Origin of the sequence: Pseudomonas sp. Root71 (assembly GCF_001429045.1) — a bacterium.
Taxonomy (GTDB): Bacteria; Pseudomonadota; Gammaproteobacteria; order Pseudomonadales; family Pseudomonadaceae; genus Aquipseudomonas; species Aquipseudomonas monachiensis.
On sequence record NZ_LMHY01000028.1, the window covers coordinates 319,374 to 345,720 of the forward strand.

Below are 26,347 nucleotides of genomic sequence, written 5' to 3' on the forward strand. Positions count from 1 at the left end.
GTGAGTGGTTCGATTGAGTCTAGTAGTGAAATGATTTCGCCCACCCCACTACACTCTGGATAAATCCGTTGTCCTGGATGGACCAACTTCGCGCATCATGGACGCAATCTGCTCAAGGGGATATTCATGGGTTTCATCTCATCCGCAATGCGCTTGACCGGTTTGTCTCTGGGCCTGGTATTCGCCGCTAACGCCGTGGCAGCCGACGAAGCGCAATTGGTCGAATCGATCAACGTCTACCGCAGCCAACTGCAGCGCTGCGCCGGCCAGGTTTCATCGGAGCTTCCGCCGCTGTCGGCCGACCCGCGCCTGGTGCTGACCGCCCCGAGCATCGGTAATCTGCAGCAGGCCATGGCCACTGCCGGTTATCCCATGAAGAACGTGCAGGCCATCAGCCTGTCCGGGCCTCGCGATGCCGCCTCGGCGATGAAGGCAATCCAGGAGAGCTTTTGCCAGATCGTCCTCGATCCGCAATTCGTCGATGTCGGCGTCAGCCGCCAGGACAATCAGTGGCGCATTGTCCTGGCGCGGCCACTGCTGAGTTCGCGCCTGGGCGACTGGCAGACCGAGGGCCAGAAGCTGCTCATCGAACTCAACGCCGCACGGGCCAAACCGCGTCAATGCGGCACACAGTCGTTCAATGCGACCGCGCCGCTGGCCTGGAACGCCATACTGGGCACGGCCGCCGAAACCCACTCCCGCTCCATGGCCAACAACAACTTCTTCGACCACAAGGACCGCGACGGCCGCACCCCGGGTGACCGCGCGGAACTGGCCGGCTACAACTTCCAGCAGATCGGCGAAAACATCGCCGCCGGGCAAGACAGCGTACGCAAGGTGGTCGAAGGCTGGCTGACCAGCCCCGGCCACTGCGCCAACCTGATGAACCCTCAGTTCAACGAATTGGGCGCGGCCTATGCGAATGATCCGAAGAGCGATGCGGGGATTTACTGGACGGCGATGTTTGGGGCTCAGTGAGTGCCATAGCCCCCGAAGCGATTGCATTGGGGGCTGTTTGTGGTCAACGAGCACGTCGAAGAGCGGAGTAACTTTACAAAAAGAAAGATCCCTCTGAAGGAAATTTCTGAAATATGAAAAACCACACATGAAGTCTTGAAATTTCAAAGCTCAATAAATATACCTACCCCTTACGACACCATTTCGAATAACAATTTCGACTTCAAAGAAAGGGCCCTATGAAAAACGCAATATCACCTACAAGAAATGAGAACTTTTCTGACTGGTATCAACAAGTGATTATACAGTCGGAAATGGCTGAGAACTCTCCAGTTCGAGGCTGCATGGTTATCCGTCCTTGGGGGTATGGCATATGGGAGCAGATTCAACGAGAACTTGATAAAAAAATCAAAGACACAGGACATTCAAACGCATATTTTCCACTTTTGATTCCGTTATCCTTTCTTCAAAAAGAAGCCGAGCATGTTGAAGGCTTTGCCAAAGAGTGCGCAGTTGTAACCCATCACCGTCTCGAAAAGTCAACGGATGGAGCGCTTATTCCCGCAGGAACACTAGAAGAACCGTTGATCATCAGGCCCACCAGTGAAACGGTCATCGGTGCATCCTTTTCACGATGGGTACAAAGCTATCGGGATCTGCCTTTGCTTATCAATCAATGGGCGAACGTACTTCGCTGGGAAATGCGTCCCCGGATTTTCCTGCGCTCATCGGAGTTCCTATGGCAGGAAGGTCACACCGTTCACGCAACTCATGATGAGGCCTTGGACGAAACGCTAAAGATGTTGAACATCTACGAGCGCTTTACTACCGAGCACCTGGCCATACCCGTTATCAAGGGCGAAAAGTGCTCCTGGGAACGCTTTCCGGGCGCCGTCAGCACCTACACCATTGAAGCAATGATGCAAGACGGCAAGGCCCTGCAAGCAGGTACTTCTCATTTTTTAGGCCAGAACTTCGCACAGAGTTCAGACATCCGCTTCGTGAACAAAGAAGGGATAAAAGAACTGGCATGGACCACGTCTTGGGGAGTATCCACGCGACTGATCGGAGCGATGATCATGGCCCATGGTGACGATGATGGACTAGTACTCCCGCCCCTCGTGGCACCGACGCAGGTCGTCATTATCCCGATCGTGCGCAACGAACAGAATGCAGACGCCATTCATGACTACTGCAAAAAACTGCAAAAGCAGATTTGCCGGAAAAAACTGAAGGGGCAAAACCTTCGAGCCAGTGTTGATTGGCGGGACATGAACAGTGGCGAAAAAAAGTGGTACCACATCAAGCGTGGCGTCCCTGTCCGGATCGAGATTGGCATAAAGGAACTGGAGCAAAATATGGTGTCCTATTCCTGTCGAAACAACTGCAAAAACCTTCTGAAACTTGACACTGAAGTTTTCGTTAATAACATCTCGAAAACACTGGCCACCCTTCAAAAAGACATGTTAGATGTGGCACAGAAGAAATTGTCCGACAACACCACAACGGTCACTACTCTGGACGAATTCAAAAACCGCTTCAAACAGAACGCAAAACTTAACGCCTTTGTTCTCGCCCCCTTCAGCGAAGACAATAAAGTTGAACAAGCCATCGGAGAGCTTGGAGTAACTGTTCGCTGTATTCCGCTAAGACAACCTGGAATCTCCGCAACCTGTTTATTCACCGGCCGAAAAACGAACACGTGGGCACTTTATGCAAAGTCATATTGATCCCTGATCACCTACAGCCCCGCTATTGCGGAGTTTTCAAATTGTACGGTATCGAGCGTGGACTCAAGGACGGCGATGATGAGCAGCGCTTTATCGGCCCTCTGGGAAAGAACTTACCTGTACCGGATCATCTGGGGCGGTTAGTAGGTTGGATCCATATTTCCCACTCTGCGGAACCGTCACAGAAAATAGCTGTCATATCCGCTCATCGTCAGATTTTTCAACTGTACGACTGACTACCAAGGAGAGGTACACATGGCTTTTGACGGTTATATTCAGATCGCTGAGATTCCTGGTGAAGCGCTGGACGAGAAATACAGCAAGTGGATTGAAATCATCGGCTATAACTTCGGCGTCAATCAAAGCACCTCCGCAACCGCCAGCTCATCAGGCGGCGCGTCATCCGGTCGCACTACCCTGACCAATTTTACCTTCACAAAATACCTGGACAGCGCCAGTTGCAAACTGATGGAAGCCAGTTGTGCAGGCCAGCATCTCAAAGAAGTGAAGCTCGTGCTCTGCCGGGCAGGCACAGACAAAATCAAGTATTACGAAGTTGTGCTGGAAGAAGTCATCATCGCTGACTACGCCCAAAGCGCGAGCTCCGGGGTGCCCATTGAAATCGTACAGCTCAACTACGGCCGCATAAAAACCACGTACATACAGCAGAAACGCAGCGATGGCGCAGCTGGCGGCAACGTGACCGGAGGATGGGACCGAATCGGCAATAAGAAATATTCGTGAGGCAAGGACATGGCCGAAGCTCGATCGTTCATCAATTCCAGAACACAGACTTTTGACTCCCTTAAAGCGAATACTGCGCTTTCTGGAAACTCAAAGGCCAAGTTCAATATCCTCAACGCCCATATCGCAGGCAACATTGTCCTCGCGGGTGAGCTTGTCATCGTTGGCGACTCCTCCACCCCATCCTGTACCAGCCAGGAAGCCTACCTGATGGCCAAAGCCAGCGAGGTGCACACTGCTTTACTGGCCAACGGCGCGGGGGCTGACGACTTTTTCCTGGAAAATTTCGAACTCCTGCAACAAATGATCTCCTCTACATCTATGGGGATTGGCGCCACGAGTGATGGCTGGAGCAAACATCTCGAATCCGTTAAAGCTACGCTTCAGGACATTGAAAAGCTTTATCGGGAACATGCGGGCTCTGGCACGATGACAAACCGTGACGCCTTCTATTCAAAAAGAACAACGCTCTTCATGAAGCTTGAGAAGCAGCTTGGCAACATAGCGTCATTCGGATCAGGTCTGCGCAATGAAGGCTCAATCAAAAGACTTCTCGGTCTTTCAACGAACAGCTATATGCATAACGGAGAAATCGCGGGTTACGCTGACAAGGTGTCTGGTGTCGCAAACGCGGCCAAATGGATCAAAAGAGGAACCTATATTGGTACTGCGCTTGAAGTAGGCTCTACCGGGCTGTCGATTCATAAAGCTTGTACGGTGGGCCGCGAGGAACAGTGCAGGAAAGCAAAGTATGTTGAAGGAAGCTCGTTAGTGGGCAGTTTGGGCGGAGCGAGTGCTGGCGGGTATCTCGGTGGTATTGCGGTCACTGGCGGTTGCGTACTGGTATTAGGTATTACAACAGGCCCCGGTGCGCTGGTCTGTGGTGTGGTTGGAGGTGCCGCTGGTGGATGGGCAGGAGGGGAAACAGGAAAATGGGCCGGTGAGCAATTTGGCGAGTTTCTATACGGCGAGGTGACAAAATGACAAGTATCCCGATAGGTTTAATTGCCGGATTGATACTGGCGCCGATGATACTGACTTGTTTCGCTGTCGCCTTCATCGCACACAAGTACGTTGACGCTATCGAAGAACGTCTACCCAATTGCTCTTTTATAAAAACCACCAGAGACGCATTTTCAGCTGGCGGCCTGGTCGGCAAGGTCATGCGCGGTGGCGCTATTGCCATGGTATTGATGATGCCCGCGCTCAGCGCTCGAAGGGGCGTTATTGATGCCAGCGAAGTGAAAGACCTTCCAAGGCACTACAAGAACCTTTTGATCATTCCGGTGATTATTTTGTTCGTTTTGTTTTTTTCCCTGATCGCACTCAGGGTTTCAGCCTACTTCATAGAGAGTCATTGAAAAGGACTGAAGAATCAAGTCCGCTTTGGAAGAAATCACAACGCCTACCCAACAAAACCCGAAGCCCTGTCATGGGCTCCGGGTTTCTTTTTTCGCAGTGAACCTCAGTGGCTACTCATCCCGGCCGCATGCATCAACATCCGCAACGCCCCCGCCACCACACCCAGGGCAACCACGCTGCCCAGCCAGATCACCACCAGCCACCCCAGGCGCTTGTACCAGCGCGCGGGGGCCGTTTGATTCGTATCAATGGTAGCCATCGCCAATCCTCACTTTGCCGCGGAACACGTAGTAGCTCCAGACCGTGTACATCAGGATGATCGGCAGGATGAACAGTGCGCCGATCAGGATGAACAACTGGCTGGTCGGTGGTGACGCCGCTGCCCACAGGCTGATCGACGGCGGCACGATGTTCGGCCAGATGCTGAACGCCAAGCCGATGTAGCCGAGAAACACCAGCATCAGGGTGAAGGCGAACGGCCAATGGGTGTGGCGTTGGCGCAGGGTCTTGAGCAAGCCGAACATCGCCAGCAAGGCCAGCACCGCCAGGCCACCGAACACCGCCAGGTGCGCATGGGCAAACCAGCGGGTGGCGATGTCCGGATGCAGGATCGGCGTCCATACGCAGATCACGCCGATCACCGCCAACAGCAGCCAGGCCAGGGGCCGGGTGAACAGGCGCATCCGCGATTCGAGCATGCCTTCGGTCTTGACCAGCAACCAGGTGCTGCCGAGCAGCGCATAAGCGACGATCAGCCCGACACCGCAGAACAGCGGAAACGGCGCCAGCCAGTCCAGCGAACCACCGGCGAACTGGCGGTCGACCACCGGGATGCCGGCAATGTAGGCACCGATCACCACACCCTGGGAAAAGGTTGCCAGCAGCGAACCACCGATGAACGCCATGTCCCAGACATGCCGCTTTTCAGGGCTGGCCTTGAAACGAAACTCGAAGGCCACGCCGCGAAAGATCAAGCCGCACAGCATCAGGATCAGCGGCAGGTACAACGCTTCCAGAATCACCGAATAGGCCAGCGGGAACGCGCCATACAGCGCCGCGCCGCCCAGCACCAGCCAGGTCTCGTTGCCGTCCCAGACCGGTGCCACGGTGTTCATCATCACATCGCGTTCCTGCGCATCCGGGATCAGCGGAAACAGAATGCCCAACCCCAGGTCGAAGCCGTCCATGATCACGTACATCATCACGCCGAAGGCGATGATCACGCCCCAGATCAGCGATAAATCGATACCTTGAATACCCATGACTCAACTCCCTTCCTTCAATTGACGCGGGCGTCGGTTTCGAGGATTTCAGCGTCGGCGGACAGCGGCCGGCGCGGTGTGATGACCTGATCGGAATGCCCGTCGACGGCATGCCCGTGATGCGGCTGCGGCCCTTTGCCGACCAGTTTCATCATGTAGCCGATGCCCACCGTGAACACCGAGAAATAGATCACCACGAACAGCGCCAGCGAGATGCTCAATTGCGCGACACTGTGATTGGACGCGGCATCGGCGGTACGCAACAGGCCATACACCACCCACGGCTGACGCCCGACTTCGGTGGTGATCCACCCGGCCAGCATGGCGATCAGGCCACTTGGCCCCATCCACAACATCAGGCGCAGGAACCAGCGATTGCGGTAGATGGCGCCGCTGCGGCGCAGGGCCAGGCCGAGCACGCCGGCCAGCACCATCAACATGCCCAGCCCGGCCATGACGCGGAAACTCCAGAAGACCACCGTCGCATTCGGCCGGTCCTCTTTCGGGAAGCTCTTGAGCGCCGGGATCTGCTTGTCGAGGCTGTGGGTCAGGATCAGGCTGCCCAGGTAGGGAATCTCGATGGCATATCGGGTCTTCTCGGCCTGCATGTCGGGGATGCCAAACAGCACCAGCGGCGTCGCTTCGCTGCCGTTGTTTTCCCAGTGCCCTTCGATGGCCGCGATCTTTGCCGGCTGATGTTCCAGGGTGTTCAAGCCATGAGCGTCGCCGACCACGGCCTGGATCGGCGCGACGATCAAGGCCATCCACAACGCCATCGACAGCATCTTGCGCACTTGTTTGGTGTCGTTGCCGCGCAGCAGGTGCCACGCCGCCGACGAGCCGACAAAGAACGCCGTGGCCACGAATGCGGCGATCGCCATGTGCGCCAGGCGGTACGGGAACGACGGGTTGAACACGATGGCCAGCCAGTCCAGCGGCATCACCCGACCGTCGACGATCTCGAAGCCCTGGGGCGTTTGCATCCAGCTGTTGGAGGCAAGAATCCAGAAGGTCGAAATCAGCGTGCCGATGGCGACCATGACCGTCGAGAAGAAGTGCAAGCCGCGCCCTACCCGGTTCCAGCCGAACAGCATGACCCCGAGGAAACCGGCCTCGAGGAAGAACGCCGTGAGCACTTCATAGGTCAGCAAGGGCCCGGTGATGCTGCCGGCGAAATCGGAGAAGCGGCTCCAGTTGGTGCCGAACTCGTAGGCCATGACCAGCCCCGAGACCACGCCCATGCCGAAGTTGACGGCGAAAATCTTCGACCAGAAATGGTAGAGATCGCGGTAGGTGTCGTTGTGGGTCTTCAGCCAAAGCCCTTCGAGCACCGCCAGAAAACTGGCCAGCCCGATGGTGATGGCGGGAAAGATGATGTGGAACGAAACCGTGAACGCGAATTGCATGCGCGCCAGGTCCAGTGCCTCCAGGTTAAACATGTCGATATCCTCATCGCGGCTGAAAAACGGCGGCACACGGCCGGGCCACCGTCAGGCCGGGGGGCCTGCAGCCAACACAAGTCGAAAGGGTTACGCGAGCGGCATCGGGCCGCCCCCGGTGTCAGGCGGCGGAAGTCGAAATCAGGTTGCTGGCCTTCGCCTGTTCCAGCCGGATGGCGATGAACTTGGAAGTCGGGGTGAAGGTGCGGTCACCGTAACTTTCCAGCGGCACCAGCGGGTTGGTCTCGGGGTAGTACGCCGCTGCCTGACCGGCCGGAATGTCGTAGGCGATCAGGGTGAAACCGCTGACCCGACGCTCACGCTCGTCGTCCCACAGCGCCACCAGGTCGACCTTCTGCCCCGGCTCGAAACCCAGGCGGCGAATGTCCTGCTCGTTGGCGAACACCACGTCGCGCATGCCGTATACCCCGCGATAACGGTCATCCAGGCCGTACAGCGTGGTGTTGTACTGATCGTGGGAGCGCATGGTCTGCAGGATCAGGTGCGGCTTGACCGCCAGGTTGCGCACGCCCTCGCTGATCAGGTGCTCCGGTAGCACGCTCGGGGTGAACTGGGCCTTGCCGCTGGCGGTTTTCCAGATGCGCTTGGCCGCATCATTCGGCATGTGGAAACCGCCCGGATGCAGCAAGCGCCGGTTGAAATCCTCGAAGCCGGGAATGGTGTCGGCAATCATGTTGCGGATGCGGCCGTAGTCGCCGATGGCCCAGTTCCAGTCGATCGGGTGCTTGCCCAGGGTCGCGGCGGCGATGCCGGCAATGATCGCAGGCTCGGAGCGCAGGTGTTTCGACTTCGGTTTCAGTTGCCCGTGGGAGATGTGGATCATGCTGAAGGTGTCTTCCACGGTGACGCCTTGCGGCCCTTCGGCCTGGATGTCGATGTCGGTGCGGCCCAGGCACGGCAGGATCAGCGCTTCACGACCGGTGACCAGATGGCTGCGGTTAAGCTTGGTGGCGATGTGCACGGTGAGGTCGCACTTGCGCAACGCGGCGTGGGTGCGCGGCGTGTCGGGGGTGGCCTGGGCAAAGTTGCCGCCCAGGGCGATAAACACTTTCGAACGCCCCTGCTCCATCGCGCCGATCGCCATCACGGTGTTGTGACCATGCTCGCGCGGTGGCTTGAAGGAGAAGCGCTTTTCCAGGGCATCGAGCAAATCCGCGGGCGCCAGTTCGTTGATGCCCATGGTGCGGTCGCCCTGCACGTTACTGTGACCACGCACCGGCGACAGCCCCGCGCCCGGACGGCCGACGTTGCCGCGCAGCAGCATCAGGTTGATGACTTCCTGCAGCGTCGGCACCGAGTGCGTGTGCTGGGTCAAGCCCATCGCCCAGCACATGATCACCCGCTTGGACCGGGCGTACATGCGGGCGGCGAGTTCGATGTCAGCCAGGGACATGCCCGACTGCTGCTCGATGTGCTCCCAGCTGGTGGCGTCGACTTCCCCCAGGTAGGTACCCATTCCCGAGGTGTGTTCGGCGATGAACTCGTGGTCGAACACCGGCTCGTCGCCGTTGACCTGTGCTTCGCGCTCCCACTGCAGCAGGAACTTGACCATGCCGCGCATGACCGCCATGTCGCCGCCCAGTGCCGGGCGGAAGTACGCGGTGTTGGTCGGCTCGGAGCCGTTCAGCAGCATTTCGATCGGGTGCTGTGGATGCTGGAAGCGCTCCAGCCCACGCTCCTTGAGCGGGTTGATACAGATCACCTGTGCACCGCGCTTGACCGCTTCGCGCAAGGGTTCGAGCATCCGCGGGTGGTTGGTGCCGGGGTTCTGGCCGATGACGAAGATCGCGTCGGCATGCTCCAGGTCGTCAAACACCACGGTGCCTTTGCCCACGCCGAGGCTTTCGATCATGCTCACCGCGCTGGCTTCGTGGCACATGTTCGAGCAGTCCGGAAAGTTGTTGGTGCCGTAGGCGCGGACAAACAGTTGATAGAGATAGGCGGCCTCGTTGCTGGCCCGGCCCGAGGTGTAGAACTCGGCCTGATCCGGCGATTCCAGCGCGTTGAGGTGCCGGGCGATCGTCGCGAACGCTTCGTCCCAGGTGGTTTCCACGTAACGGTCGGTGGCCGCGTCATAACGCATCGGGTGGGTCAGGCGGCCCTGATACTCCAGCCAGTAATCGCTCTGCTCGGCCAGCGCCGAGACGCTGTATTTGTTGAAGAAGGCCGGGTCGACCAAACGGCCCGTGGCTTCCCAGTTAACCGCCTTGGCGCCGTTCTCGCAGAACTTGACCATGCCGTTTTCCGGCGACTCGCCCCAGGCGCAACCGGGGCAGTCGAACCCGCCATTCTGGTTGGTCTTGAGCATGGCGCGAATGTTCTTCAGCGCGTTTTCACTGCCCAGCCAGTTTTTGGTAACAGCGATCAGCGCGCCCCAACCAGCGGCGGCACCTTTATAGGGTTTGTAGCGGTCGACTTGAGACATGGTACTTCTCCGTGACAATGCACACAGGCTTCGACCTGATTCAGGTCATTGTTCGATTTGCGGAGAAAGCATATGAATGGCGTTTAATTATTGTCTAATCGCTATTTATGACCACATTATCGAAACGCTCTATCATGGATTTTTATCGTTGTTTATCAATGACTTGAAATTACTTAAAACTCTTTAAGCCACAAAATAAAGTTCATCATAGATCCGCTCGATCAGCCGGTCATCAATAGTGATTGGACGCCCGCTGAAGTTGCTCTTAGCCTGCGTTCAACAAGTCCGTCAGTGACGGAAACCTCATACAAAAAAACGCCAAGCGAGGGTGTCATGTCAGAACGAGTCTTGATCGATGGCTTCTCCCGGCGAGTGGACTATCTGCGGATGTCGGTCACCGACCGCTGCGATTTCCGTTGCGTCTATTGCATGGCCGAGGACATGCAGTTTCTGCCGCGCCAACGGGTGCTGACCCTGGAAGAGATCTATCAACTGGCACAAAGCTTCGTGGCGCTGGGCACCCGCAAGATTCGCCTGACCGGAGGCGAGCCGCTGATCCGTCCGGGGGTGGTGCAACTGTGCGAGAAGATCGCCGCCCTGCCCGGCCTGCGTGAACTGTGCATGACCACCAACGGTTCGCAGCTGGCCAAACTGGCCGGGCCGTTGTTCGACGCCGGGGTCAAGCGCCTCAATATCAGCCTCGACTGCCTGGACCCGCAACGTTTTCGCGAACTGACCCGCACCGGTGACCTGGCGCAGGTAATCAAGGGCATCGACGCGGCCATCCAGGCCGGATTTCGCAACACCAAGCTCAATTGCGTAGTGATGAAAGGCCGTAACGACCATGAGATCAATGATCTGGTGAGCTTCGCCATCGACCGTAATCTCGACATCTCCTTCATCGAGGAAATGCCGTTGGGCACCATCGACGAGCACAGCCGCGCCGAAGCGTTTTTCGCAAGCAGCCAGGTCCGCGAACGCATCGCCGAACGCTACACTTTGATTGATTCCGCCGAGTCGACCCAGGGGCCGTCGCGCTACTGGCGCCTGGCCGAGGCGCCGCAGATTCGCCTGGGGTTCATCTCGCCCCACAGCCACAACTTTTGCGGCACCTGCAACCGGGTGCGGCTGACCGTGGAAGGACGTCTGCTGCTGTGCCTGGGCAATGAGCACTCCGTGGATCTCAAGGCTGTCCTGCGCAGCCACCCCGGACAGCCCGAGCGCCTGGAAAAAGCCATTATCGAGGCGATGAAGCTCAAGCCTTATCGACACAACTTCGAAGTGAACGACGATGTTCAGGTTGTTCGCTTCATGAACATGACGGGCGGCTGAACCCCATGATCGTAAGACCCAAACCCAACCTGATCGGCGTGCTGACGTCCCTCAAGGGTTCGATTGCCAAACGCATCGCCTGGCGCAGCCTGATGGTGACGCTGCTCGCCTCGGCCATCGTGCTTATCGAAACCTTGCACCCCAGCTACTTCTCCAAGGTCAGCGCCACGCCCTTCACGCTGCTGGGTTTGTCGCTGTCGATCTTCATGAGCTTTCGCAACAACGCCTGCTACGACCGCTGGTATGAAGCGCGCAAGGCGTGGGGCGATGTGATCGTGGACGTCCGCTCGATGATTCGTGAAACCCTGGTGATCAAGGACACCGCTGAACGCCACACGATCCTGAGCAACCTGTGCGGCTTCGCCCATGCCCTCAACGCGCGGCTGCGCCAGGAAAACGAAATGGCCGTCAGTGGCGACTGGCTGCACCCGATGCCCAAGGGCAACTCCACCGACATCAGCGGGCAGATCCTGATGCAGGTCGGTCAACAGTGTTCGGCACTCAACGAGTCCGGGGCGATCAACGACTGGCGCTACACGCTCATGGCCAACCATCTGACCAGTCTGACCCATGCCCAGGCTGTCTGTGAGCGGATCAAGAACACCCCGCTGCCCTTCCCCTACACCCTGTTGCTGCACCGCACCATCTACCTGTTCTGCATCCTCCTGCCGTTTGCCATGGCTGAACCCCTGGGTTGGCTGACACCGATATTCACGGCGATTGTCAGCTACACCTTTTTCGGCCTGGATGCGATTGCCGACGAACTGGAAGACCCCTTCGGCCGCGACGAAAACGACCTGCCCACCGATGCCATCGTGCGCAACATCGAGCGCGATGTGCTGGCGGCCCTGGGTGTGACGGAACTGCCGCCACAGCTGGAGCCGGTGGATTTTGTGTTGAACTGAGACTCAGGAAACACACAAAACCTGTGGGAGCGAGCTTGCTCGCGATAGCGGTCTGCCTGCCAACATCTCTATTGGATTTGCCAGCCTCATCGCGAGCAAGCTCGCTCCCACAGGGTACTGCAGGTGGTCGCGGGACTCGGGTTCACTGAAGATCAAAACTGTGGGAGCGGGCTTGCTCGCGAAAGCGGTCTGCCTGCCAACATCTCTATTGGATTTGCCGGCCTCATCGCGAGCAAGCTCGCTCCCACAGATAGCGTGGTCGACCGTGGGATTGGCGTTCGCTGAAGTTCAAAATTGTGGGAGCGGGCTTGCTCGCGAAGGCGTCAGGTCAGTCGACATCTCTGTTGGATATACCGGCCTCATCGCGAGCAAGCTCGCTCCCACAGATAGCGTGGTCGACCGTGGGATTGGCGTTCGCTGAAGATCAAAATTGTGGGAGCGGGCTTGCTCGCGATAGCGGTCTGCCTGCCAACATCTCTATTGGATTTGCCGGCCTCATCGCGAGCAAGCTCGCTCCCANTCAAAATTGTGGGAGCAAGCCTGCTCGCGATAGCGGTCTGCCTGCCAACATCTCTATTGGATTTGCCGGCCTCATCGCGAGCAAGCTCGCTCCCACAGGGATTGTGGCTGGCCGTGGGGTTGGTGTTCGCTGAAGTTCAAAATTGTGGGAGCAAGCCTGCTCGCGATAGCGGTCTGCCTGCCAACATCTCTATTGGATTTGCCGGCCTCATCGCGAGCAAGCTCGCTCCCACAGNTCAAAATTGTGGGAGCAAGCCTGCTCGCGATAGCGGTCTGCCTGCCAACATCTCTATTGGATTTGCCGGCCTCATCGCGAGCAAGCTCGCTCCCACAGTTTGTTTGCGGAATTCAGAACAGTTCGCTGAAGGGTATGAATCGCGCCGTGTCGCCCGCTTCCAGGGTGCAGCCTTCCGGCACTTCCACCAGTCCATCGGCCCAGCATGCCCCCAGCAAAACGCCTGAGCTCTGGTTCGGATAGAGCACCGCTTGACCGCCTTCGAGTTTCGCCCGCAGGTACTCGCGGCGGCTTCCGGGTTTGGGCCAGGCAAAGCCGACACTGACCGGGAAGCTCAAAGGCTCGACGTCTTCGACCCCCTGAATCCGCAACAGATAAGCCCGGGCCAACAGGCCGAAAGTCACCAACGCCGATGTCGGATTGCCCGGCAGGCCAATCACCGGCACGCGACCGAAGTGGCCCACGGTCAACGGCTTGCCTGGTTTGATCGAGAGTTTCCACAGCAACGGCTTGCCGCACTCGCGCAGCACCTGGCCGAGGCAGTCGGCGTCGCCGGCGGACACGCCACCCGTGCTGAGCATCAGGTCCGCCGTGTGTTGCAGCTGTTCAAGCCTGAGTCGCGTCTGGTGTGGCTCGTCGGGGAGAATGCCGGCCTCGATGACCTCGCAACCCAACGCACTCAACCAATGGCTCAACAAGGTGCGGTTGCTGTTGTAGAGGCTGCCGGGCTTGAGTGGCGTGCCCGGCTCGACCAGTTCATCGCCGGTGGACAACAACGCCACCCGTGGTCGTCGCACGACCTGTACATGGGTGCAGCCCTGCGCCGCCGCGACCGCCAGTTCGAAGGGGCCGAGGCGCTTGCCGGCGCGCAACAGCACATCGCCGACGCGGTTCTCCTGGCCTTGCGCGCGGATGTTGCTGCCGGCGCTCAGGGGCTGTTTGAAGCGGATACGTCCGCCATCCAGCACCTCGGTGTTCTCCTGCATCTCCACGCAGTTGGCACCCGGCGGAACCGGCGCGCCGGTGAAGATCCGCGCGCAGGTTCCCGGTGCCAGGGCTTCGGGGGCGTGACCGGCAAATACCTGCTGCGATACGATCAGTGGCTCCCCGCCCCAACCGTCGAGATTCAGGGCATAGCCGTCCATGGCGCTGTTCGGCCACGGCGGCAGATCGAGGGTCGCCACCAGGTCATTGGCCAACACCCGTTGCCTGGCGGCACTCAGCGGCACCGCCTCACTGTCTTCAATCCACTGCGCCTCGGCCATGGTCAGCAGCCGGTCGATGGCCTGCTCCACCGACATCAGCGGTAAAGTGCTCATCCCCGCGTCCCGCAGGCTTGCATCGGCTTGAGGTGCGGCACGAAATTGCACGGCCGATGGCGCGCGTCGAGTTGCTCGGCGAGGATGCCTTCCCAGGCGGTGCGGCAGGCGCCCGTGGAACCCGGCAGGCAGCAGACCAGCGTGCCATTGGCCAGCCCGGCCAGGGCCCGGCTCTGCACCGTGGAGGTGCCGATGTCGAGAATCGAGATCGCCCGGAACAACTCACCGAAGCCATCGATCTGCTTATCCAGCAAACAGGCCACGGCCTCCGGTGTGCTGTCGCGGCCCGTGAAGCCGGTGCCGCCCGTGATCAACACCACCTGGATGCCGTCGTCGGCAATCCAGTTCGCCACCTGCGCGCGGATCTTGTACAGGTCGTCCTTGAGCAGGTTGCGCTCGCTGAGGGTGTGACCGGCTTCCAGCAAGCGACTGACGAGCAGTTGGCCGGAGGTGTCATTGGCGTATTCACGGGTATCGCTGACGGTCAGCACGGCAATATTCAATGGTATAAACAATGCATCCGGTTTGACGCTCATGGGGTTCTCCGGCAGATATTAATTAAAAGACTTCCGGAGACTAATTCGACAAATAAAGCCCTGTCTAATCACTCTAACCAACCAGACTATCGAGCCGATCTATCAATATAAAAAGACCACGAACCACATCAATGATAGAGCCCATCGATAACCCCTTAGATAGTAGTGATTGGACGCCCGCCAAGGACAATGAGATCGTCTGCACCTCACGATTGCTGCCTCGCCTTGTGTCTTGCGCACCTGAGTCAATACTTACCCCCTCACTCCCCCGCCAGCAGGTGCCGTCATGGACATCAAACAACTCAAGTTCCTGATCGCCCTGGAGCAGACCCGCCACTTCGGCCAGGCGGCCGCGCGCTGCCACATCACCCAGCCCACGCTGTCGATGCGCCTGCGCAATCTGGAGGATGAACTGGACCTGGTGCTGGTCACCCGGGGCCAGCGCTTTGAGGGCTTTACCGAGGCCGGCGAGCGCGTGCTGGCGTGGGCCAGGACCCTGCTGGCCGCCCACGACGGGCTCTTCGCCGAGGCCGCCGCGTGCCGGGGCCAGCTCGTCGGCAACCTGCGCCTGGGGCTGGTGCCGCTGAGCAGCTTCAACCCGGTCACCTACATCCAGGGCCTGTCCCGCAGCTTTCCCGAGCTCAAGTACAGCCTGTCGTCCTTGAGTTCCGACCAGATCATCGAGGGCCTAGGCAACAATCAGCTGGACCTGGGCGTGTGCTACCTCGATCACGTCAACCCGAGCTATTTCGAGTTTTTCGAGATCGGCGAGACCCGCGTCGGCCTGCTGTACGACAATCGCCACTTCCATTTCGACGGCACGCAAATGAGCTGGGAGGACGCCGCCGAGCTGCCGCTGGGGATGCTCAGCAACGGCATGCACTACCGCAAATCCATCGACCTGAGCTTTCGCAGCCGCGGACTGGACCCGCAGCCGATCCTCGAAAGCGATTCGACCTACCAGTTGCTGCAGGCGATCCACGAGGGTTTCTGCTGCGCGATCATGCCACTGGACAGCGGCCTGGAAGAGCCCATCGAACACCTGTCGTTCATCGAATTGCCGGATGCCAGCGTGCTCGCGCCCCTGGGTCTGGTGATGCGCAAGACCGAACCGCGCTCGGCGATTGCCGAGAAGTGTTTCGCCGAAGCACGAACGTTATTCAGCCGGACCGACTGATCAAGTTTCGGTTTTATATAAACCGAGCCGGACATGTTTGCCCGGCTTGATAGACATCACCAATCAGCACATCGGAACAAGCGATTGGACGCGTTTAAAAGTTACCCGTAGCCTGAACTTAATCCAGCGCTTCGAGGTTCTTTTCATGTTGTGCAAAGTTGAACAAGCCGATGTTCGAAGCGACACTAACGCCCCCGCGCCAAAACCATCGGGTGTGAACTTTGGCGAATACGACAATGCCGCGTCAGTTTGTCAGGCGACGCCTCAACCTGATTCACGTCCCCCACCGCAACGCACCACGCATTTACAGCCCGGCATGATGCCTTCACCCGATCACCGCGCCGGCAAGCGCAGGAACCTTCCATGACAGACATTGCAGATGCATCCCCCGATGGCCTGACCCACCTCGACCGCCAGGGTCGCGCCAACATGGTCGATGTCAGCGAAAAAGCCCCGACGCAGCGCGAAGCCCAGGCCCAGGCCTGGGTGCGCATGCGCCCGGAAACCCTGAAACTGATTCAAAGCGACGGCCACCCCAAGGGCGATGTATTTGCCGTGGCGCGGATCGCCGCAATCATGGCGGCGAAGAAAACCCATGAGCTGATCCCGCTGTGCCACACCCTGCTGCTCAGTTCGATCCACGTCGAACTCAAGGCCTGCACACCGGACAGCGTGAAAATCGTCGGCACCTGCCGCGTCGAGGGCCAGACCGGGGTCGAACTCGAAGCCCTGACCGCCGTCAGCGTGGCGGCGTTGACCCTCTACGACATGTGCAAGGCGGTGGACCGCGGCATGGTCATCGACGACATCCGCCTGCTGAGCAAACAAGGTGGCCGCTCCGGTCATTTCAAGTTCGAGGACGCACAATGATCCTGATCAATTACTTCGCCCGTTACCGCGAGCAGCTCAACCTGGGCGGCGAAAAACTGCCCCTGACCGACAGCCTCAAGACCATCGAGGACGTGCGCCGACTGCTGATGGCTCGCGGTGAGCTGTGGAGCCATGTGCTGGGTGAAAACAACCTGATGTGTGCGCTGAACCAGGAGCTGTGCCATCCGGACCGGGTGATCGAGGACTATGACGAGATCGCCTTTTTTCCGCCGGTCACCGGGGGTTGAGGCATGACGGTTCGGGTCCAGCGTGAAATGTTCGACGTCGGCCGCTTGATCGACAGCCTGCAGGCGAACGATCCGGGGGTGGGTGCCGTGGTCAACTTCGTCGGCTACGTGCGCGACATCAATCAGGGTGAGGCGGTCACCGGGTTGTTTCTGGAGCACTACCCGGGCATGACCGAACGCTCGCTGCAAACAATCATCGACAACGCCAGGGCCCGATGGCCACTCCGGGCCGTGGAGATCGTGCACCGGATCGGCCCGTTGTCGGTCAGCGAGCCGATCGTGTTTGTCGGTGTCAGCAGCCCCCATCGTCAAGCGGCTTTCGAGGCCTGTGCGTTCATCATGGACTTCCTGAAAACCGACGCGCCGTTCTGGAAACGCGAAGACGTGGCGTGCGGCGCACGCTGGGTCGATGCCCGTGACAGCGACCGCTCGGCTCTCGAGCGCTGGGCAGGTACGACGCATCAGGCGGCTATGCAACGCGCCCCGGCGTAGCTACAGTCTTTGGCTCCAAGCTTTCTGCACAAGGAATTCCCGCTTGAGCCCCACGCCCTCCCCGATCACCCAACAGGATGTGCCGCAGCCCCGGTCCATCAGCCTGCGCGAAGCCTTCCTGTTCTGGCTCAAGCTTGGCTTCATCAGTTTCGGCGGGCCGGCCGGGCAGATTTCGATCATGCATCAGGAGCTGGTCGAGCGCCGGCGCTGGATCTCCGAGCGACGCTTTCTGCATGCCCTCAACTATTGCATGTTGCTGCCCGGGCCCGAGGCTCAGCAGTTGGCGACCTACATCGGCTGGCTGATGCACCGGACCTGGGGCGGTGTAATCGCTGGCGTGCTGTTTGTGTTGCCATCGCTGTTCATCCTGATTGCGCTGTCCTGGGTGTACATCGCCTTTGGCGAAGTGCCCGTGGTCGCCGGACTGTTCTACGGGATCAAGCCCGCGGTCACGGCAATCGTGGTGCAGGCAGCTCACCGGATCGGCTCGCGGGCGCTGAAGAACGGCTGGTTATGGGGCATCGCCGCCGCCTCCTTCGTAGCCATCTTCGTGCTCAATATGCCGTTTCCGTTGATCGTGCTCGGCGCAGCGGTCATCGGCTTTTTCGGCGGACGCCTGGCACCGGAAAAATTCAGGACCGGTGGCCACAGCGCGGCGAAAAAGTCCTTCGGCCCGGCCGTGATCGACGACGACACCCCAACCCCCGGACACGCCCGTTTCAGTGGCTGGAAACTGGCGCGCCTGGCCATTATCGGTGCGATCTTGTGGACGTTGCCCATGGCCCTGCTCACCGCACTGTTCGGCTGGGAAGGCACGCTGACCCAGATGGCCTGGTTCTTCACCAAGGCCGCGTTGCTGACCTTCGGCGGCGCCTACGCGGTGCTGCCGTATGTCTACCAGGGCGCGGTCGGTCACTACGCCTGGCTGACGCCGACGCAAATGATCGACGGCCTGGCACTCGGTGAAACCACGCCAGGTCCATTGATCATGGTCGTCGCCTTCGTCGGGTTCATCGGCGCCTACGTGCTTCAGGTCTTCGGACCGGATCAAGCGTTTGTCGCCGGTGCCGTGGCCGCCACGCTGGTGACCTGGTTCACCTTCCTGCCCTCGTTCCTGTTTATCCTCGCTGGCGGACCGTTGGTGGAATCGACGCACAACGAACTCAAGTTCACCGCGCCGCTGACGGCCATTACAGCCGCCGTGGTGGGCGTGATTCTCAATCTGGCCTGTTTCTTTGGCTACCACGTGCTGTGGCCCAAAGGCTTCGAAGGAGCACTGGACTGGCCTTCGCTGCTGATCGCGATGGTGGCGGGCGTTGCATTGCTTGGATTCAAGCGCGGAGTGATCGAGGTGTTGATCGGCTGCGGGTTGATCGGCCTTGTCGTGCACCTGATGTTCTGAATCAAACATTTACACGCGGCCCAATCCTCCCTAGTATCCAGCCATCCCCGGATGGCTTGTTCCACTCGCCACCGACGATTTCCGCCGCCGGAAACCTGCGCCATGCGTACTTTGCCGTCAGAACAGCACCTGCTGAACCTCTCGAACCTGGCCACCTCGCTGCTGGCCGTGGACGGCATTGCATGAAGCGCATCGTCAACCTGCCCATGGCCCTGCGCCGCTCCAAACTGCGTCACTCCGCACGTCCGCCGGATAGCATCCTGCCCGCCTGATCGGCGAGCCCCCTCCTTCGCTATCCCGGTCCGCGTGAAGCTCAGCCATACACAGAACCTGTGGGAGCGGCGGTGCGGCGATCCGACTTGCTCGCGAAAGCGGTGTGTCATTCAGCACTGATGTCGGCTGAAAGTACGCCTTCGTCGGAACGCCGCCCGGAGCAAGCCCGCTCCCACAATGACTGCGCTCACCTGACCGGCATTGGTTTCTCCCAATTCTGCCTGGACACCGACATGACTCAACGTTGCAATTCCTACTACACCGCCACCCTCAACCAGGACACCGATTACCCGACGCTGCAAGGCCGGCACCGGGTTGACGTGGTGATCATCGGCGGCGGTTTCACCGGCGTGGCCACCGCCGTCGAGTTGGCGGAAAAAGGCCTGAAGGTCGCCATCGTCGAAAGCCACAAGATCGGCTGGGGCGCCACCGGGCGCAACGGCGGCCAGGTCACCGGCAGCCTGTCGGGCGACGAGGCCATGCGCAAACAGATGCGCCGCAGCATCGGTGATGAGGTCGACGATTTCATCTGGAACCTGCGCTGGCGCGGGCACCAGATCATCCAGCAGCGCGTGGAAAAATACGGCATCGCCTGCGACCTCAAGCACGGTCACCTGCACGCGGCGTACAAACCCGCGCACATGGTCGGCTTGCGCAAGGATTACGAAGAGGCGGTACACCGTGGCATGGGTGACGAAGTCAGCCTGCTCGACCGCAGCCAGGTGCGCGACCTGCTGCAAAGCGACCTCTACCACGGCGCGATCAAGAACACCCGCAACATGCACCTGCATCCGTTGAACCTGTGCATCGGCGAAGCCCGAGCAGCCGAAAGCCTGGGCGCGTTGATCTTCGAGAACAGCGAAGTGCTGGAGATCATCCACGGCGATGGCCTGCACAAGAGCCCGGGCGTACGCACCGCCCACGGGCAGATCGACGCCAGCCAGGTGCTGCTGGCCGGCGACGTCTACCACAAGCTGGAACCGGGCAAGCTCAAGGGCAAGATTTTCCCGGCCATGGGCGGCATCGTCACCACCGCGCCCCTGGGCGATCTGGCCAGGCAGATCAACCCCGAAGACCTGGCGGTCTACGACTGCCGTTTCGTGCTCGACTACTACCGCCTCACCGCCGACGGTCGCCTGTTGTTCGGTGGCGGCGCCAACTACAGCGGCAAGGATTCGCGGGACATCGCCGCCGAACTGCGCCCGTGCATCGAGCAGACCTTCCCGGCGCTCAAAGGCGTGGCCATCGACTACCAGTGGAGCTGCGCGATGGGCATCGTGATCAACCGCATCCCGCAACTGGGCAAGCTGTCGGACAACGTCTGGTATTGCCAGGGCTACTCCGGCCACGGCATCGCCACCACCCACATCATGGGCGAAATCATGGGCCGGGCGATCACAGGAAAACTGGAACAGTTCGACACCTTCGCCGCCTGCCAGCACATCCGCGTGCCCATGGGCGACCTGCTCGGCAACCCGATGCTCGCCGCCGGCATGTGGTACTACCAGATGCTTGAGCGATTGCGCTGAGCCATTGGTTGCACATCCAGCATTGATGTTGTTTGTGCCGCCCTCTTCGCGGGCAAGCCCGCTCCCACAGAGCCCCACTCAAGCCTGCACCACCGCAATCCCCAGCGCCCGATAGTCCTCGACATTGCCAGACGCCAAATGCCGTTCGGTGATCAGCGTGTGCACGCCGGTAATGGTGGTTTCCACCGGCAGCGAACGCGCGATCTGGTGCCGAACCGGCCAGGTATCATTTTTTTCGATTTTTCAAATCATTACGCCGAATTTTTTATTTTCCCGTGACCTGTTCAAGATGGCGCCGTCACTCATGTTTCGGATGGAAACCTCATGAATATCAATTTTGCTTTTGCGTGCATGATCGTGGTCTCGTTCACCATTGCGCTGGTACACGCCTGACCGGCCGGTCGCGAGGCGTCAAGATGTGCAAGGTCGCGGTAAAAGCCTGACAGCTCAGGAATATGCTCTATAACCAGTGGTGACACGATTTCCGATCAGGGGAACTGGAAGGCTCTCCCGGAAGTTGATCTCTAAAAATGCAGCGGACAATTGAGTGCCCGCCAGGAGACACCACCGATGAAAGCCCTGAAAATCGCCGCCAGTGAAGGCGCATCCGCTTGTTTCCTGAACGCCCGGGAGGTGGTCCCGCTCGGTCACACCGACTTCACCGACGTCGCCGTGGCCGTGGTGTCGGTCAATGATGTGCTGGCCGGTTCCCTCGACGTCATTCAGCGCACCGGTTTTGATATACCGATCTTCCTGGTGGCGTCCCCCGGCACCAGCACCCACCCCCGGGAAGTCTACAAACACCTCAATGACGTGCTGCTGCAAGTGAACGGCATCTTCGACCTGTCCCCCAGCAACGTCGAATACCACGGCAACCAACTGGAAACCGCCGCCAAGGCCTATGAAGAAAGCCTGCTGCCGCCGTTCTTCGACGCGCTCAAACACTACACCGAGGCGGCCAACGCCACCTTTGCCTGCCCCGGTCACCAGGGCGGCCAGTTCTTTCGCAAGCACCCGGCCGGCCGGCAGTTTTTCGACTTCTTCGGCGAGACGCTGTTTCGCGCCGACATGTGCAACGCCGACGTCAAGCTCGGCGACCTGCTGATCCACGAAGGCCCGGCGCTGCTGGCGCAGAAACACGCCGCGCAGGTGTTCAACGCGGACAAGACCTACTTCGTGCTCAACGGCACCTCGGCCTCGAACAAGGTGGTGACCAACGCCCTGTTGACCCCCGGCGACCTGGTGCTGTTCGACCGCAACAACCACAAGTCCAACCACCAGGGCGCGCTGTTGCAGGCCGGTGCCACGCCGGTCTATCTGGAAACCGCGCGCAACCCTTACGGCTTCATCGGTGGCATCGACGCCCACTGTTTCGAAGAGGACTACCTGCGCGAACTGATCGCCGAAGTCGCCCCGGACAAGGCGCAACTGCCACGGCCGTTTCGTCTGGCGATCATTCAGCTGGGCACCTACGACGGCACCGTGTACAACGCCCGGCAAGTGGTCGACCGCATCGGCCAGCTGTGTGACTACATCCTGTTCGACTCGGCGTGGGTCGGCTACGAGCAGTTCATCCCGATGATGAAGGACTGCTCGCCGCTGTTGCTCGATCTCGACGAGAACGACCCGGGCATCTTCGTCACCCAGTCGGTGCACAAGCAGCAGGCCGGTTTTTCCCAGGCCTCCCAGGTGCACAAGAAGGACCGCCACATCAAAGGCCAGGCGCGCTATTGCAACCACCACCGGCTCAACAACGCGTTCATGGCCCAGGCGTCCACCAGCCCCTTCTACCCGCTGTTCGCCTCGCTGGATGTCAACGCGCGCATTCACTCGGGTCGCAGCGGCCTGCGCCTGTGGGAAGACTGTGTGAAGTTCGGCATCGAGGCGCGCAAGTTGATCCTCGAAGCCTGCACCATGGTCCGCCCGTTCGTGCCCTACACCATTGAAGGGCGGGCGTGGGAAGACTATCCGACGGAAGAAATCGCCAACGACATCCGCTTCTTCGAGTTCCACCCCAAGGACCGCTGGCACGCCTTTGCCGGCTACGCCGAGAAGCAGTACTTCATCGACCCGTGCAAGTTGCTGTTCACCACGCCGGGCATCGACCCGGTGGACGGCAGCTACACCGACTTCGGCATACACGCCGGCATCCTGGCCAACTTCCTGCGCGAGAACGGCATCGTTCCGGAAAAATGCGACCTCAACTCGATCCTGTTCCTGCTCACGCCGGCCGAAGACTGGGCGAAGATGACCCACCTGGCCGCGCAAATCGCCCGCTTCGAACGCTTCATCAGCGATGACGCGCCGATGAGCCGGGTGCTGCCGGCCATCTACGCGCAGCACCAGGAGCGCTATCGCAACTACACCATCCGCCAGCTCTGCCAGGAAATGCACGACCTGTACCGCCATCACAACGTGCAGCAACTGCAGAAGGACATGTTCCGCAAGGAGCACTTCCCGAAAAAGGCCATGAACCCGCAGCAAGCGCAAATCGAGTACATCCGCGGCAACGTCGAACTGGTGGCGCTGGCGGAGGCCGACGGGCGCATTGCCGCCGAGGGCGCGTTGCCTTATCCGCCGGGTGTCCTGTGCGTGGTGCCGGGAGAGATCTGGGGCGGTGCGGTATTGAAGTACTTCCTGGCCCTGGAAGAGGGCATCAACCGCTTGCCCGGTTTCACGCCGGAGTTGCAAGGGGTGTACCTGAAGCAGGAAGGCGGTCGTACCCGGGCGTATGGGTATGTGATCAAGGCCTGATGGCATGCAGCAGGAGCCGGTCCGGGCCGGCTCCTGTCCAATGCATCGTTCTAGAATTTTTCCGCGATGAATTTGAACGGATAGTTCGGATCCCGATAGTTACCAGGACTTTGGCGCTTGGGCAGTTTCACCTTCGCCCGCGGTACTTCCTCATAAGGAATACTGTTGAGCACATCGCTGATGATGTTCAGTCGCGCCCGTCGCTTGTCATTCGAGTTGGCGACCCGCCACGGGGCGAAGTCTGTATCGGTAGCCTCGAACATGTCGTCCCGGGCACGGGAGTAGTCGTACCAGCGGTTATAGGACTTGAGGTCCATGGGCGACAGCTTCCAGATCTTGCGCCCGTCGGTGATACGCTCCTTGAGGCGTCGGGTCTGTTCCTCCTGGCTCACTTCAAGCCAGTACTTGATCAGGATGATTCCCGATTCCACCAGTGCCTGCTCGACGCGCGGCACCGAGGTGAGAAAATTGCGCACCTGCTCTTCGGTGCAAAAGCCCATGACCCGCTCGACTCCGGCGCGGTTGTACCAGCTGCGATCGAAGATCACCACTTCACCGGCCGCCGGCAGGTGCGGCAGATAACGCTGCACATACATCTGGCTTTTTTCCCGCTCGGTCGGCGCCGGCAGCGCCATTACCCGGAACACCCGCGGACTGACCCGCTCGGTGAGCGCCTTGATGGTTCCGCCTTTGCCGGCGCCATCGCGGCCCTCGAAGATGATGCACACCTTGGCGCCCGTGTGCTGCACCCACTCCTGCAGCTTGACCATCTCGACATGCAGCCGCGCCAGTTCCTCGAGATACACCTTGTTCCTGAGCTTGCCGCTTTCAACCGGTTTGCTTTTGCTTGCCGCCTTCTTCTTCGCCATGCCCGTTAACTCCTTCAATGCGTCACATAGCGTCCGGAGTGTCCCCGGCCGCGTTCATTCAGCGTCGACTGCGCTGATAATGTTCAACCGCCAGTTCCAGGTTCAGGAACATGCGCGCCTCGCCCAGCGCATGGCCCAGGGGGGCCTTGATGACCATCTCCCATACGCTCGGGCTCATGCCCACCAGCCACAATGAAATGCCTTTTTCCTGCAGTTGCTGTTCCGCCCCGGTGAGCATTTTCAGCGCGGTGTATTCCAGGTCGAACACACTGCGCAGGTCCAGGACCACGACCTTGGGGTTCGCCACGTCAATCAGCGGGCGGATCTTGTCGGCAATGCGCTGGGCATTGGCGAAGAACACCCGCCCTTCGGGCCTGAGCAACAGCAACCCGTCAAAGTGTTCGTCGTCTGCGTTGTCCGTGGCCTGCGGACGATAGACGTTGGTGCCGGGCTTGCGTCCCAGGACATGCACGGGCGGGTCCGAGACCTGATAGGCCAGGGCCAGCAACGAGACGATGATCGCCACGACGATCCCTTGCAGCGTGCCCAGCAGGATCACGCCGATCATGGCCACCACGGCCCAGGCAAATTCGGTACGGCGAACCGACAGGATCTCGCGAAATTCCGCCGGCTCGATCAGGCCCACCGAATACACGATCACCACGGCCGCGAGCGTGGCGTTGGGCATCAGGCCAATGAGCGGTGCCAGCAGCAGACAGGTGCCCAGTGCCAGTGCGGCGGTAACCAGTGCGGCCAGTTGCGAGCGGGCGCCGGCCAGGCGGTTCACCGCCGTCTGGGTGGTGCCGCCACCGGCGACCATGGCCCCGAGAAACGCGCCACCGATGTTGGCAACGCCCGTGGCCAGCAGCTCCCGGTTCGGTTGTGGCGCGGGCTCGTCACTGCGGGCGAACGCGCGCCCCGCCGCGATGGTTTCGGTGAAACTCATCAGCGCGATCCCCATCGCCGAGGACCACAGGGTCTCGGCCATCGACCATACCGGCAGGGTCGGCGCGGGCAACCCGATCGGCACCACGCCGACGGCGGACACACCAAAGCGCTCCAGGCCAAACAGGCTCATGCCGATGATGCCAAGCGCCACCGCAATCAAGGGTGCGGGCAGCCGGGGCGTAAATCGCTTCATGCCTACCAGCAGCAGGACCATGAACACGCCGACCGCCACGGTCGGCAGCGAGGCATGGCCGGCGCTCTGGACCGTGGCCACCAGGTTGTGCAGGAAGCCGCCTTTGTCGATGTGCGTGCCCAACAACTTGGGCAACTGGTCGAGCACGATGACCACGCCGATGCCGGCCTTGAACCCCACCAGCACCGGTTCGGAAATGAAATTGGCGACGAAACCCAGGCGCAGCAGTCCCGCGACGATGAGGATCGCGCCCACCATCAGGGCCAGCGTCGCGGAACCGGCGAGCAAGGTCGCCGTATCGCCATCGGGGCTGATCTGGCCCAGTGCGGAGCCGGCGAGAATGGCCAGGGTGGTCGTGGTGCTGACGCTAAGCGGGCGCGACGTGCCGAGCACGGCATAGATCACCATCGGCACCAGCGCCGTGTACAGCCCGACCTGCACCGGCAGGCCGGCAATGGTGGCGTACGCCAGCGCCTTGGGAATGACCACCGCCGCTGCCGTCAGCCCGGCGACCACATCGCTGCGCAGCCAGTCTGGCCGGTAGTTGCCAAGCCATTCCGGGATCAACAGGCTGCGCAAGGTTCCCCGTTGTGGAGCACCTGGAATCCGCTCTTGCGGATGGCTGCCTTGTTGATTCATCAGTCACTCCAGTGGCAAATCTTCCATGCGGATGATGAGTGGGCTCAACTGACCGCACAATCCTTTAACTGCACGCGCAACCATTGCAAACCTTCATCGGCATCAAAGCGCGTGTGCCAGCAGGCAATCAGCTCGGGCTCGGGAAATTCAAAGGGTGGGGCATGGGT

Annotated in this window: 23 protein-coding genes and 1 pseudogene; 15 read left to right on the forward strand and 9 right to left on the reverse strand. The window is 60.0% G+C overall.

Going from position 1 to position 26,347, the window contains the following annotated elements:
* Window positions 1–126 precede the first annotated feature (126 nt).
* From ASD95_RS23815 to ASD95_RS23835, 5 genes are all read left to right on the forward strand, one after another.
* Window positions 127–978 carry a CAP domain-containing protein gene (locus tag ASD95_RS23815; protein ID WP_056727904.1) on the forward strand — a complete coding sequence of 284 codons (852 nt, stop codon included), beginning with the start codon at window positions 127–129 and terminating at the stop codon, window positions 976–978.
* Between the two features lie 218 nt (window positions 979–1,196).
* Window positions 1,197–2,687: a proline--tRNA ligase gene (proS, locus tag ASD95_RS23820; protein ID WP_056727906.1), complete on the forward strand. Its 1,491-nt coding sequence runs from the start codon at window positions 1,197–1,199 to the stop codon at window positions 2,685–2,687.
* Window positions 2,688–2,942: 255 nt separating this feature from the next.
* The gene (locus tag ASD95_RS23825) at window positions 2,943–3,431 is read left to right on the forward strand and encodes an Hcp family type VI secretion system effector (protein WP_046037395.1); all 489 of its coding nucleotides are present in this window, start codon (window positions 2,943–2,945) and stop codon (window positions 3,429–3,431) included.
* 9 nt (window positions 3,432–3,440) lie between these two features.
* Entirely contained in the window at window positions 3,441–4,415 is a 975-nt protein-coding gene (locus tag ASD95_RS23830; protein ID WP_056727908.1) for a hypothetical protein, read from the forward strand.
* Window positions 4,412–4,792, forward strand: a complete 381-nt coding sequence (locus ASD95_RS23835) for a hypothetical protein (protein WP_056727910.1) — start codon at window positions 4,412–4,414, stop codon at window positions 4,790–4,792. The genes ASD95_RS23830 and ASD95_RS23835 overlap by 4 nt, the downstream gene beginning before the upstream one ends.
* A 104-nt stretch (window positions 4,793–4,896) precedes the next feature.
* On the opposite strand, the gene ASD95_RS28910 is transcribed toward ASD95_RS23835, so the two are convergent.
* From ASD95_RS28910 to ASD95_RS23850, 4 genes are all read right to left on the reverse strand, one after another.
* Window positions 4,897–5,052, reverse strand: coding sequence for a DUF2474 domain-containing protein (locus tag ASD95_RS28910; protein ID WP_082563029.1), 156 nt, complete (start codon window positions 5,050–5,052; stop codon window positions 4,897–4,899).
* Complete coding sequence (gene cydB, locus ASD95_RS23840) at window positions 5,039–6,055, reverse strand: cytochrome d ubiquinol oxidase subunit II (RefSeq protein WP_056727912.1); 1,017 nt, start codon at window positions 6,053–6,055, stop codon at window positions 5,039–5,041. Before cydB ends, ASD95_RS28910 begins: the two co-directional genes overlap by 14 nt.
* 17 nt (window positions 6,056–6,072) lie before the next feature.
* Window positions 6,073–7,494, reverse strand: a complete 1,422-nt coding sequence (locus tag ASD95_RS23845; protein WP_056728101.1) for a cytochrome ubiquinol oxidase subunit I — start codon at window positions 7,492–7,494, stop codon at window positions 6,073–6,075.
* A 121-nt stretch (window positions 7,495–7,615) separates the two neighbouring features.
* Window positions 7,616–9,940 (reverse strand): FdhF/YdeP family oxidoreductase, encoded by a 2,325-nt coding sequence (locus ASD95_RS23850; RefSeq protein WP_056727914.1) that lies wholly within the window; start codon window positions 9,938–9,940, stop codon window positions 7,616–7,618.
* Window positions 9,941–10,273: 333 nt separating this feature from the next.
* Here ASD95_RS23850 and moaA point away from each other — a divergent pair, with 333 nt between their 5' ends.
* Complete coding sequence (gene moaA / locus ASD95_RS23855; RefSeq protein WP_056727916.1) at window positions 10,274–11,272, forward strand: GTP 3',8-cyclase MoaA; 999 nt, start codon at window positions 10,274–10,276, stop codon at window positions 11,270–11,272.
* Window positions 11,273–11,277: 5 nt separating this feature from the next.
* The gene (locus ASD95_RS23860; protein WP_056727918.1) at window positions 11,278–12,177 is read left to right on the forward strand and encodes a bestrophin family protein; all 900 of its coding nucleotides are present in this window, start codon (window positions 11,278–11,280) and stop codon (window positions 12,175–12,177) included.
* Between the two features lie 867 nt (window positions 12,178–13,044).
* Here the strand turns inward: ASD95_RS23860 and ASD95_RS23865 are convergent.
* Together ASD95_RS23865 and moaB are read right to left on the reverse strand one after the other, a co-directional pair.
* Entirely contained in the window at window positions 13,045–14,250 is a 1,206-nt protein-coding gene (locus ASD95_RS23865; protein ID WP_056727920.1) for a molybdopterin molybdotransferase MoeA, read from the reverse strand.
* Entirely contained in the window at window positions 14,247–14,786 is a 540-nt protein-coding gene (gene moaB, locus ASD95_RS23870) for a molybdenum cofactor biosynthesis protein B (RefSeq protein ID WP_056727922.1), read from the reverse strand. The genes ASD95_RS23865 and moaB overlap by 4 nt, the downstream gene beginning before the upstream one ends.
* A 286-nt stretch (window positions 14,787–15,072) precedes the next feature.
* On the opposite strand from moaB, the gene ASD95_RS23875 reads away from it, so the two are divergent.
* The 7 genes from ASD95_RS23875 (at window position 15,073) to ASD95_RS23900 (ending at window position 20,777) form a co-directional block, all read left to right on the forward strand.
* Window positions 15,073–15,963: a LysR family transcriptional regulator gene (locus ASD95_RS23875; RefSeq protein WP_056727923.1), complete on the forward strand. Its 891-nt coding sequence runs from the start codon at window positions 15,073–15,075 to the stop codon at window positions 15,961–15,963.
* Between the two features lie 46 nt (window positions 15,964–16,009).
* Window positions 16,010–16,330 carry a hypothetical protein gene (locus tag ASD95_RS29260; protein WP_156385872.1) on the forward strand — a complete coding sequence of 107 codons (321 nt, stop codon included), beginning with the start codon at window positions 16,010–16,012 and terminating at the stop codon, window positions 16,328–16,330.
* Window positions 16,327–16,833: a cyclic pyranopterin monophosphate synthase MoaC gene (gene moaC, locus ASD95_RS23880; RefSeq protein WP_056727925.1), complete on the forward strand. Its 507-nt coding sequence runs from the start codon at window positions 16,327–16,329 to the stop codon at window positions 16,831–16,833. Before ASD95_RS29260 ends, moaC begins: the two co-directional genes overlap by 4 nt.
* A complete protein-coding gene (gene moaD, locus ASD95_RS23885) occupies window positions 16,830–17,081 on the forward strand; it encodes a molybdopterin converting factor subunit 1 (RefSeq protein ID WP_046044028.1) in 252 nt (83 codons plus the stop codon). The genes moaC and moaD overlap by 4 nt, the downstream gene beginning before the upstream one ends.
* Before the next feature lie 3 nt (window positions 17,082–17,084).
* Window positions 17,085–17,573, forward strand: coding sequence for a molybdopterin synthase catalytic subunit MoaE (moaE, locus tag ASD95_RS23890; RefSeq protein WP_056727927.1), 489 nt, complete (start codon window positions 17,085–17,087; stop codon window positions 17,571–17,573).
* Window positions 17,574–17,616: 43 nt separating this feature from the next.
* Complete coding sequence (gene chrA, locus ASD95_RS23895) at window positions 17,617–18,975, forward strand: chromate efflux transporter (protein ID WP_056727929.1); 1,359 nt, start codon at window positions 17,617–17,619, stop codon at window positions 18,973–18,975.
* Window positions 18,976–19,481: 506 nt separating this feature from the next.
* Window positions 19,482–20,777 (forward strand): NAD(P)/FAD-dependent oxidoreductase, encoded by a 1,296-nt coding sequence (locus ASD95_RS23900; RefSeq protein ID WP_056728103.1) that lies wholly within the window; start codon window positions 19,482–19,484, stop codon window positions 20,775–20,777.
* 78 nt (window positions 20,778–20,855) lie between these two features.
* On the opposite strand, the pseudogene ASD95_RS29265 reads toward ASD95_RS23900, so the two are convergent.
* A pseudogene (locus ASD95_RS29265) lies at window positions 20,856–20,942 on the reverse strand (DeoR/GlpR family DNA-binding transcription regulator); the annotation flags it as partial.
* 405 nt (window positions 20,943–21,347) lie between these two features.
* Here ASD95_RS29265 and speF point away from each other — a divergent pair.
* Window positions 21,348–23,531 carry an ornithine decarboxylase SpeF gene (gene speF, locus ASD95_RS23905; protein WP_056727931.1) on the forward strand — a complete coding sequence of 728 codons (2,184 nt, stop codon included), beginning with the start codon at window positions 21,348–21,350 and terminating at the stop codon, window positions 23,529–23,531.
* Between the two features lie 50 nt (window positions 23,532–23,581).
* Here the strand turns inward: speF and ppk2 are convergent, their stop codons facing one another.
* Together ppk2 and ASD95_RS23915 are read right to left on the reverse strand one after the other, a co-directional pair.
* The gene (gene ppk2, locus ASD95_RS23910) at window positions 23,582–24,400 is read right to left on the reverse strand and encodes a polyphosphate kinase 2 (protein ID WP_056727933.1); all 819 of its coding nucleotides are present in this window, start codon (window positions 24,398–24,400) and stop codon (window positions 23,582–23,584) included.
* A 58-nt stretch (window positions 24,401–24,458) separates the two neighbouring features.
* On the reverse strand, window positions 24,459–26,180 hold the full coding sequence (locus ASD95_RS23915; protein WP_056727935.1) for a SulP family inorganic anion transporter: 1,722 nt from the start codon (window positions 26,178–26,180) through the stop codon (window positions 24,459–24,461).
* Window positions 26,181–26,347: the final 167 nt, after the last annotated feature.

Coding starts and splice junctions, on each gene's coding strand:
- speF (WP_056727931.1), top strand. CDS start 21,348: ATGAAAGCCCTGAAAATCGCCGCCAGTGAAGGCGCATCCGCTTGTTTC.
- ASD95_RS23815 (WP_056727904.1), top strand. CDS start 127: ATGGGTTTCATCTCATCCGCAATGCGCTTGACCGGTTTGTCTCTGGGC.
- ASD95_RS23875 (WP_056727923.1), top strand. CDS start 15,073: ATGGACATCAAACAACTCAAGTTCCTGATCGCCCTGGAGCAGACCCGC.
- moaA (WP_056727916.1), top strand. CDS start 10,274: ATGTCAGAACGAGTCTTGATCGATGGCTTCTCCCGGCGAGTGGACTAT.
- ASD95_RS23845 (WP_056728101.1), bottom strand. CDS start 7,494: ATGTTTAACCTGGAGGCACTGGACCTGGCGCGCATGCAATTCGCGTTC.
- ASD95_RS28910 (WP_082563029.1), bottom strand. CDS start 5,052: ATGGCTACCATTGATACGAATCAAACGGCCCCCGCGCGCTGGTACAAG.
- moaE (WP_056727927.1), top strand. CDS start 17,085: ATGACGGTTCGGGTCCAGCGTGAAATGTTCGACGTCGGCCGCTTGATC.
- moaD (WP_046044028.1), top strand. CDS start 16,830: ATGATCCTGATCAATTACTTCGCCCGTTACCGCGAGCAGCTCAACCTG.
- ppk2 (WP_056727933.1), bottom strand. CDS start 24,400: ATGGCGAAGAAGAAGGCGGCAAGCAAAAGCAAACCGGTTGAAAGCGGC.
- ASD95_RS23825 (WP_046037395.1), top strand. CDS start 2,943: ATGGCTTTTGACGGTTATATTCAGATCGCTGAGATTCCTGGTGAAGCG.
- moaB (WP_056727922.1), bottom strand. CDS start 14,786: ATGAGCGTCAAACCGGATGCATTGTTTATACCATTGAATATTGCCGTG.
- ASD95_RS23835 (WP_056727910.1), top strand. CDS start 4,412: ATGACAAGTATCCCGATAGGTTTAATTGCCGGATTGATACTGGCGCCG.
- ASD95_RS23860 (WP_056727918.1), top strand. CDS start 11,278: ATGATCGTAAGACCCAAACCCAACCTGATCGGCGTGCTGACGTCCCTC.
- moaC (WP_056727925.1), top strand. CDS start 16,327: ATGACAGACATTGCAGATGCATCCCCCGATGGCCTGACCCACCTCGAC.
- ASD95_RS23865 (WP_056727920.1), bottom strand. CDS start 14,250: ATGAGCACTTTACCGCTGATGTCGGTGGAGCAGGCCATCGACCGGCTG.
- cydB (WP_056727912.1), bottom strand. CDS start 6,055: ATGGGTATTCAAGGTATCGATTTATCGCTGATCTGGGGCGTGATCATC.
- proS (WP_056727906.1), top strand. CDS start 1,197: ATGAAAAACGCAATATCACCTACAAGAAATGAGAACTTTTCTGACTGG.
- ASD95_RS23915 (WP_056727935.1), bottom strand. CDS start 26,180: ATGAATCAACAAGGCAGCCATCCGCAAGAGCGGATTCCAGGTGCTCCA.
- ASD95_RS23900 (WP_056728103.1), top strand. CDS start 19,482: ATGACTCAACGTTGCAATTCCTACTACACCGCCACCCTCAACCAGGAC.
- ASD95_RS23850 (WP_056727914.1), bottom strand. CDS start 9,940: ATGTCTCAAGTCGACCGCTACAAACCCTATAAAGGTGCCGCCGCTGGT.
- ASD95_RS23830 (WP_056727908.1), top strand. CDS start 3,441: ATGGCCGAAGCTCGATCGTTCATCAATTCCAGAACACAGACTTTTGAC.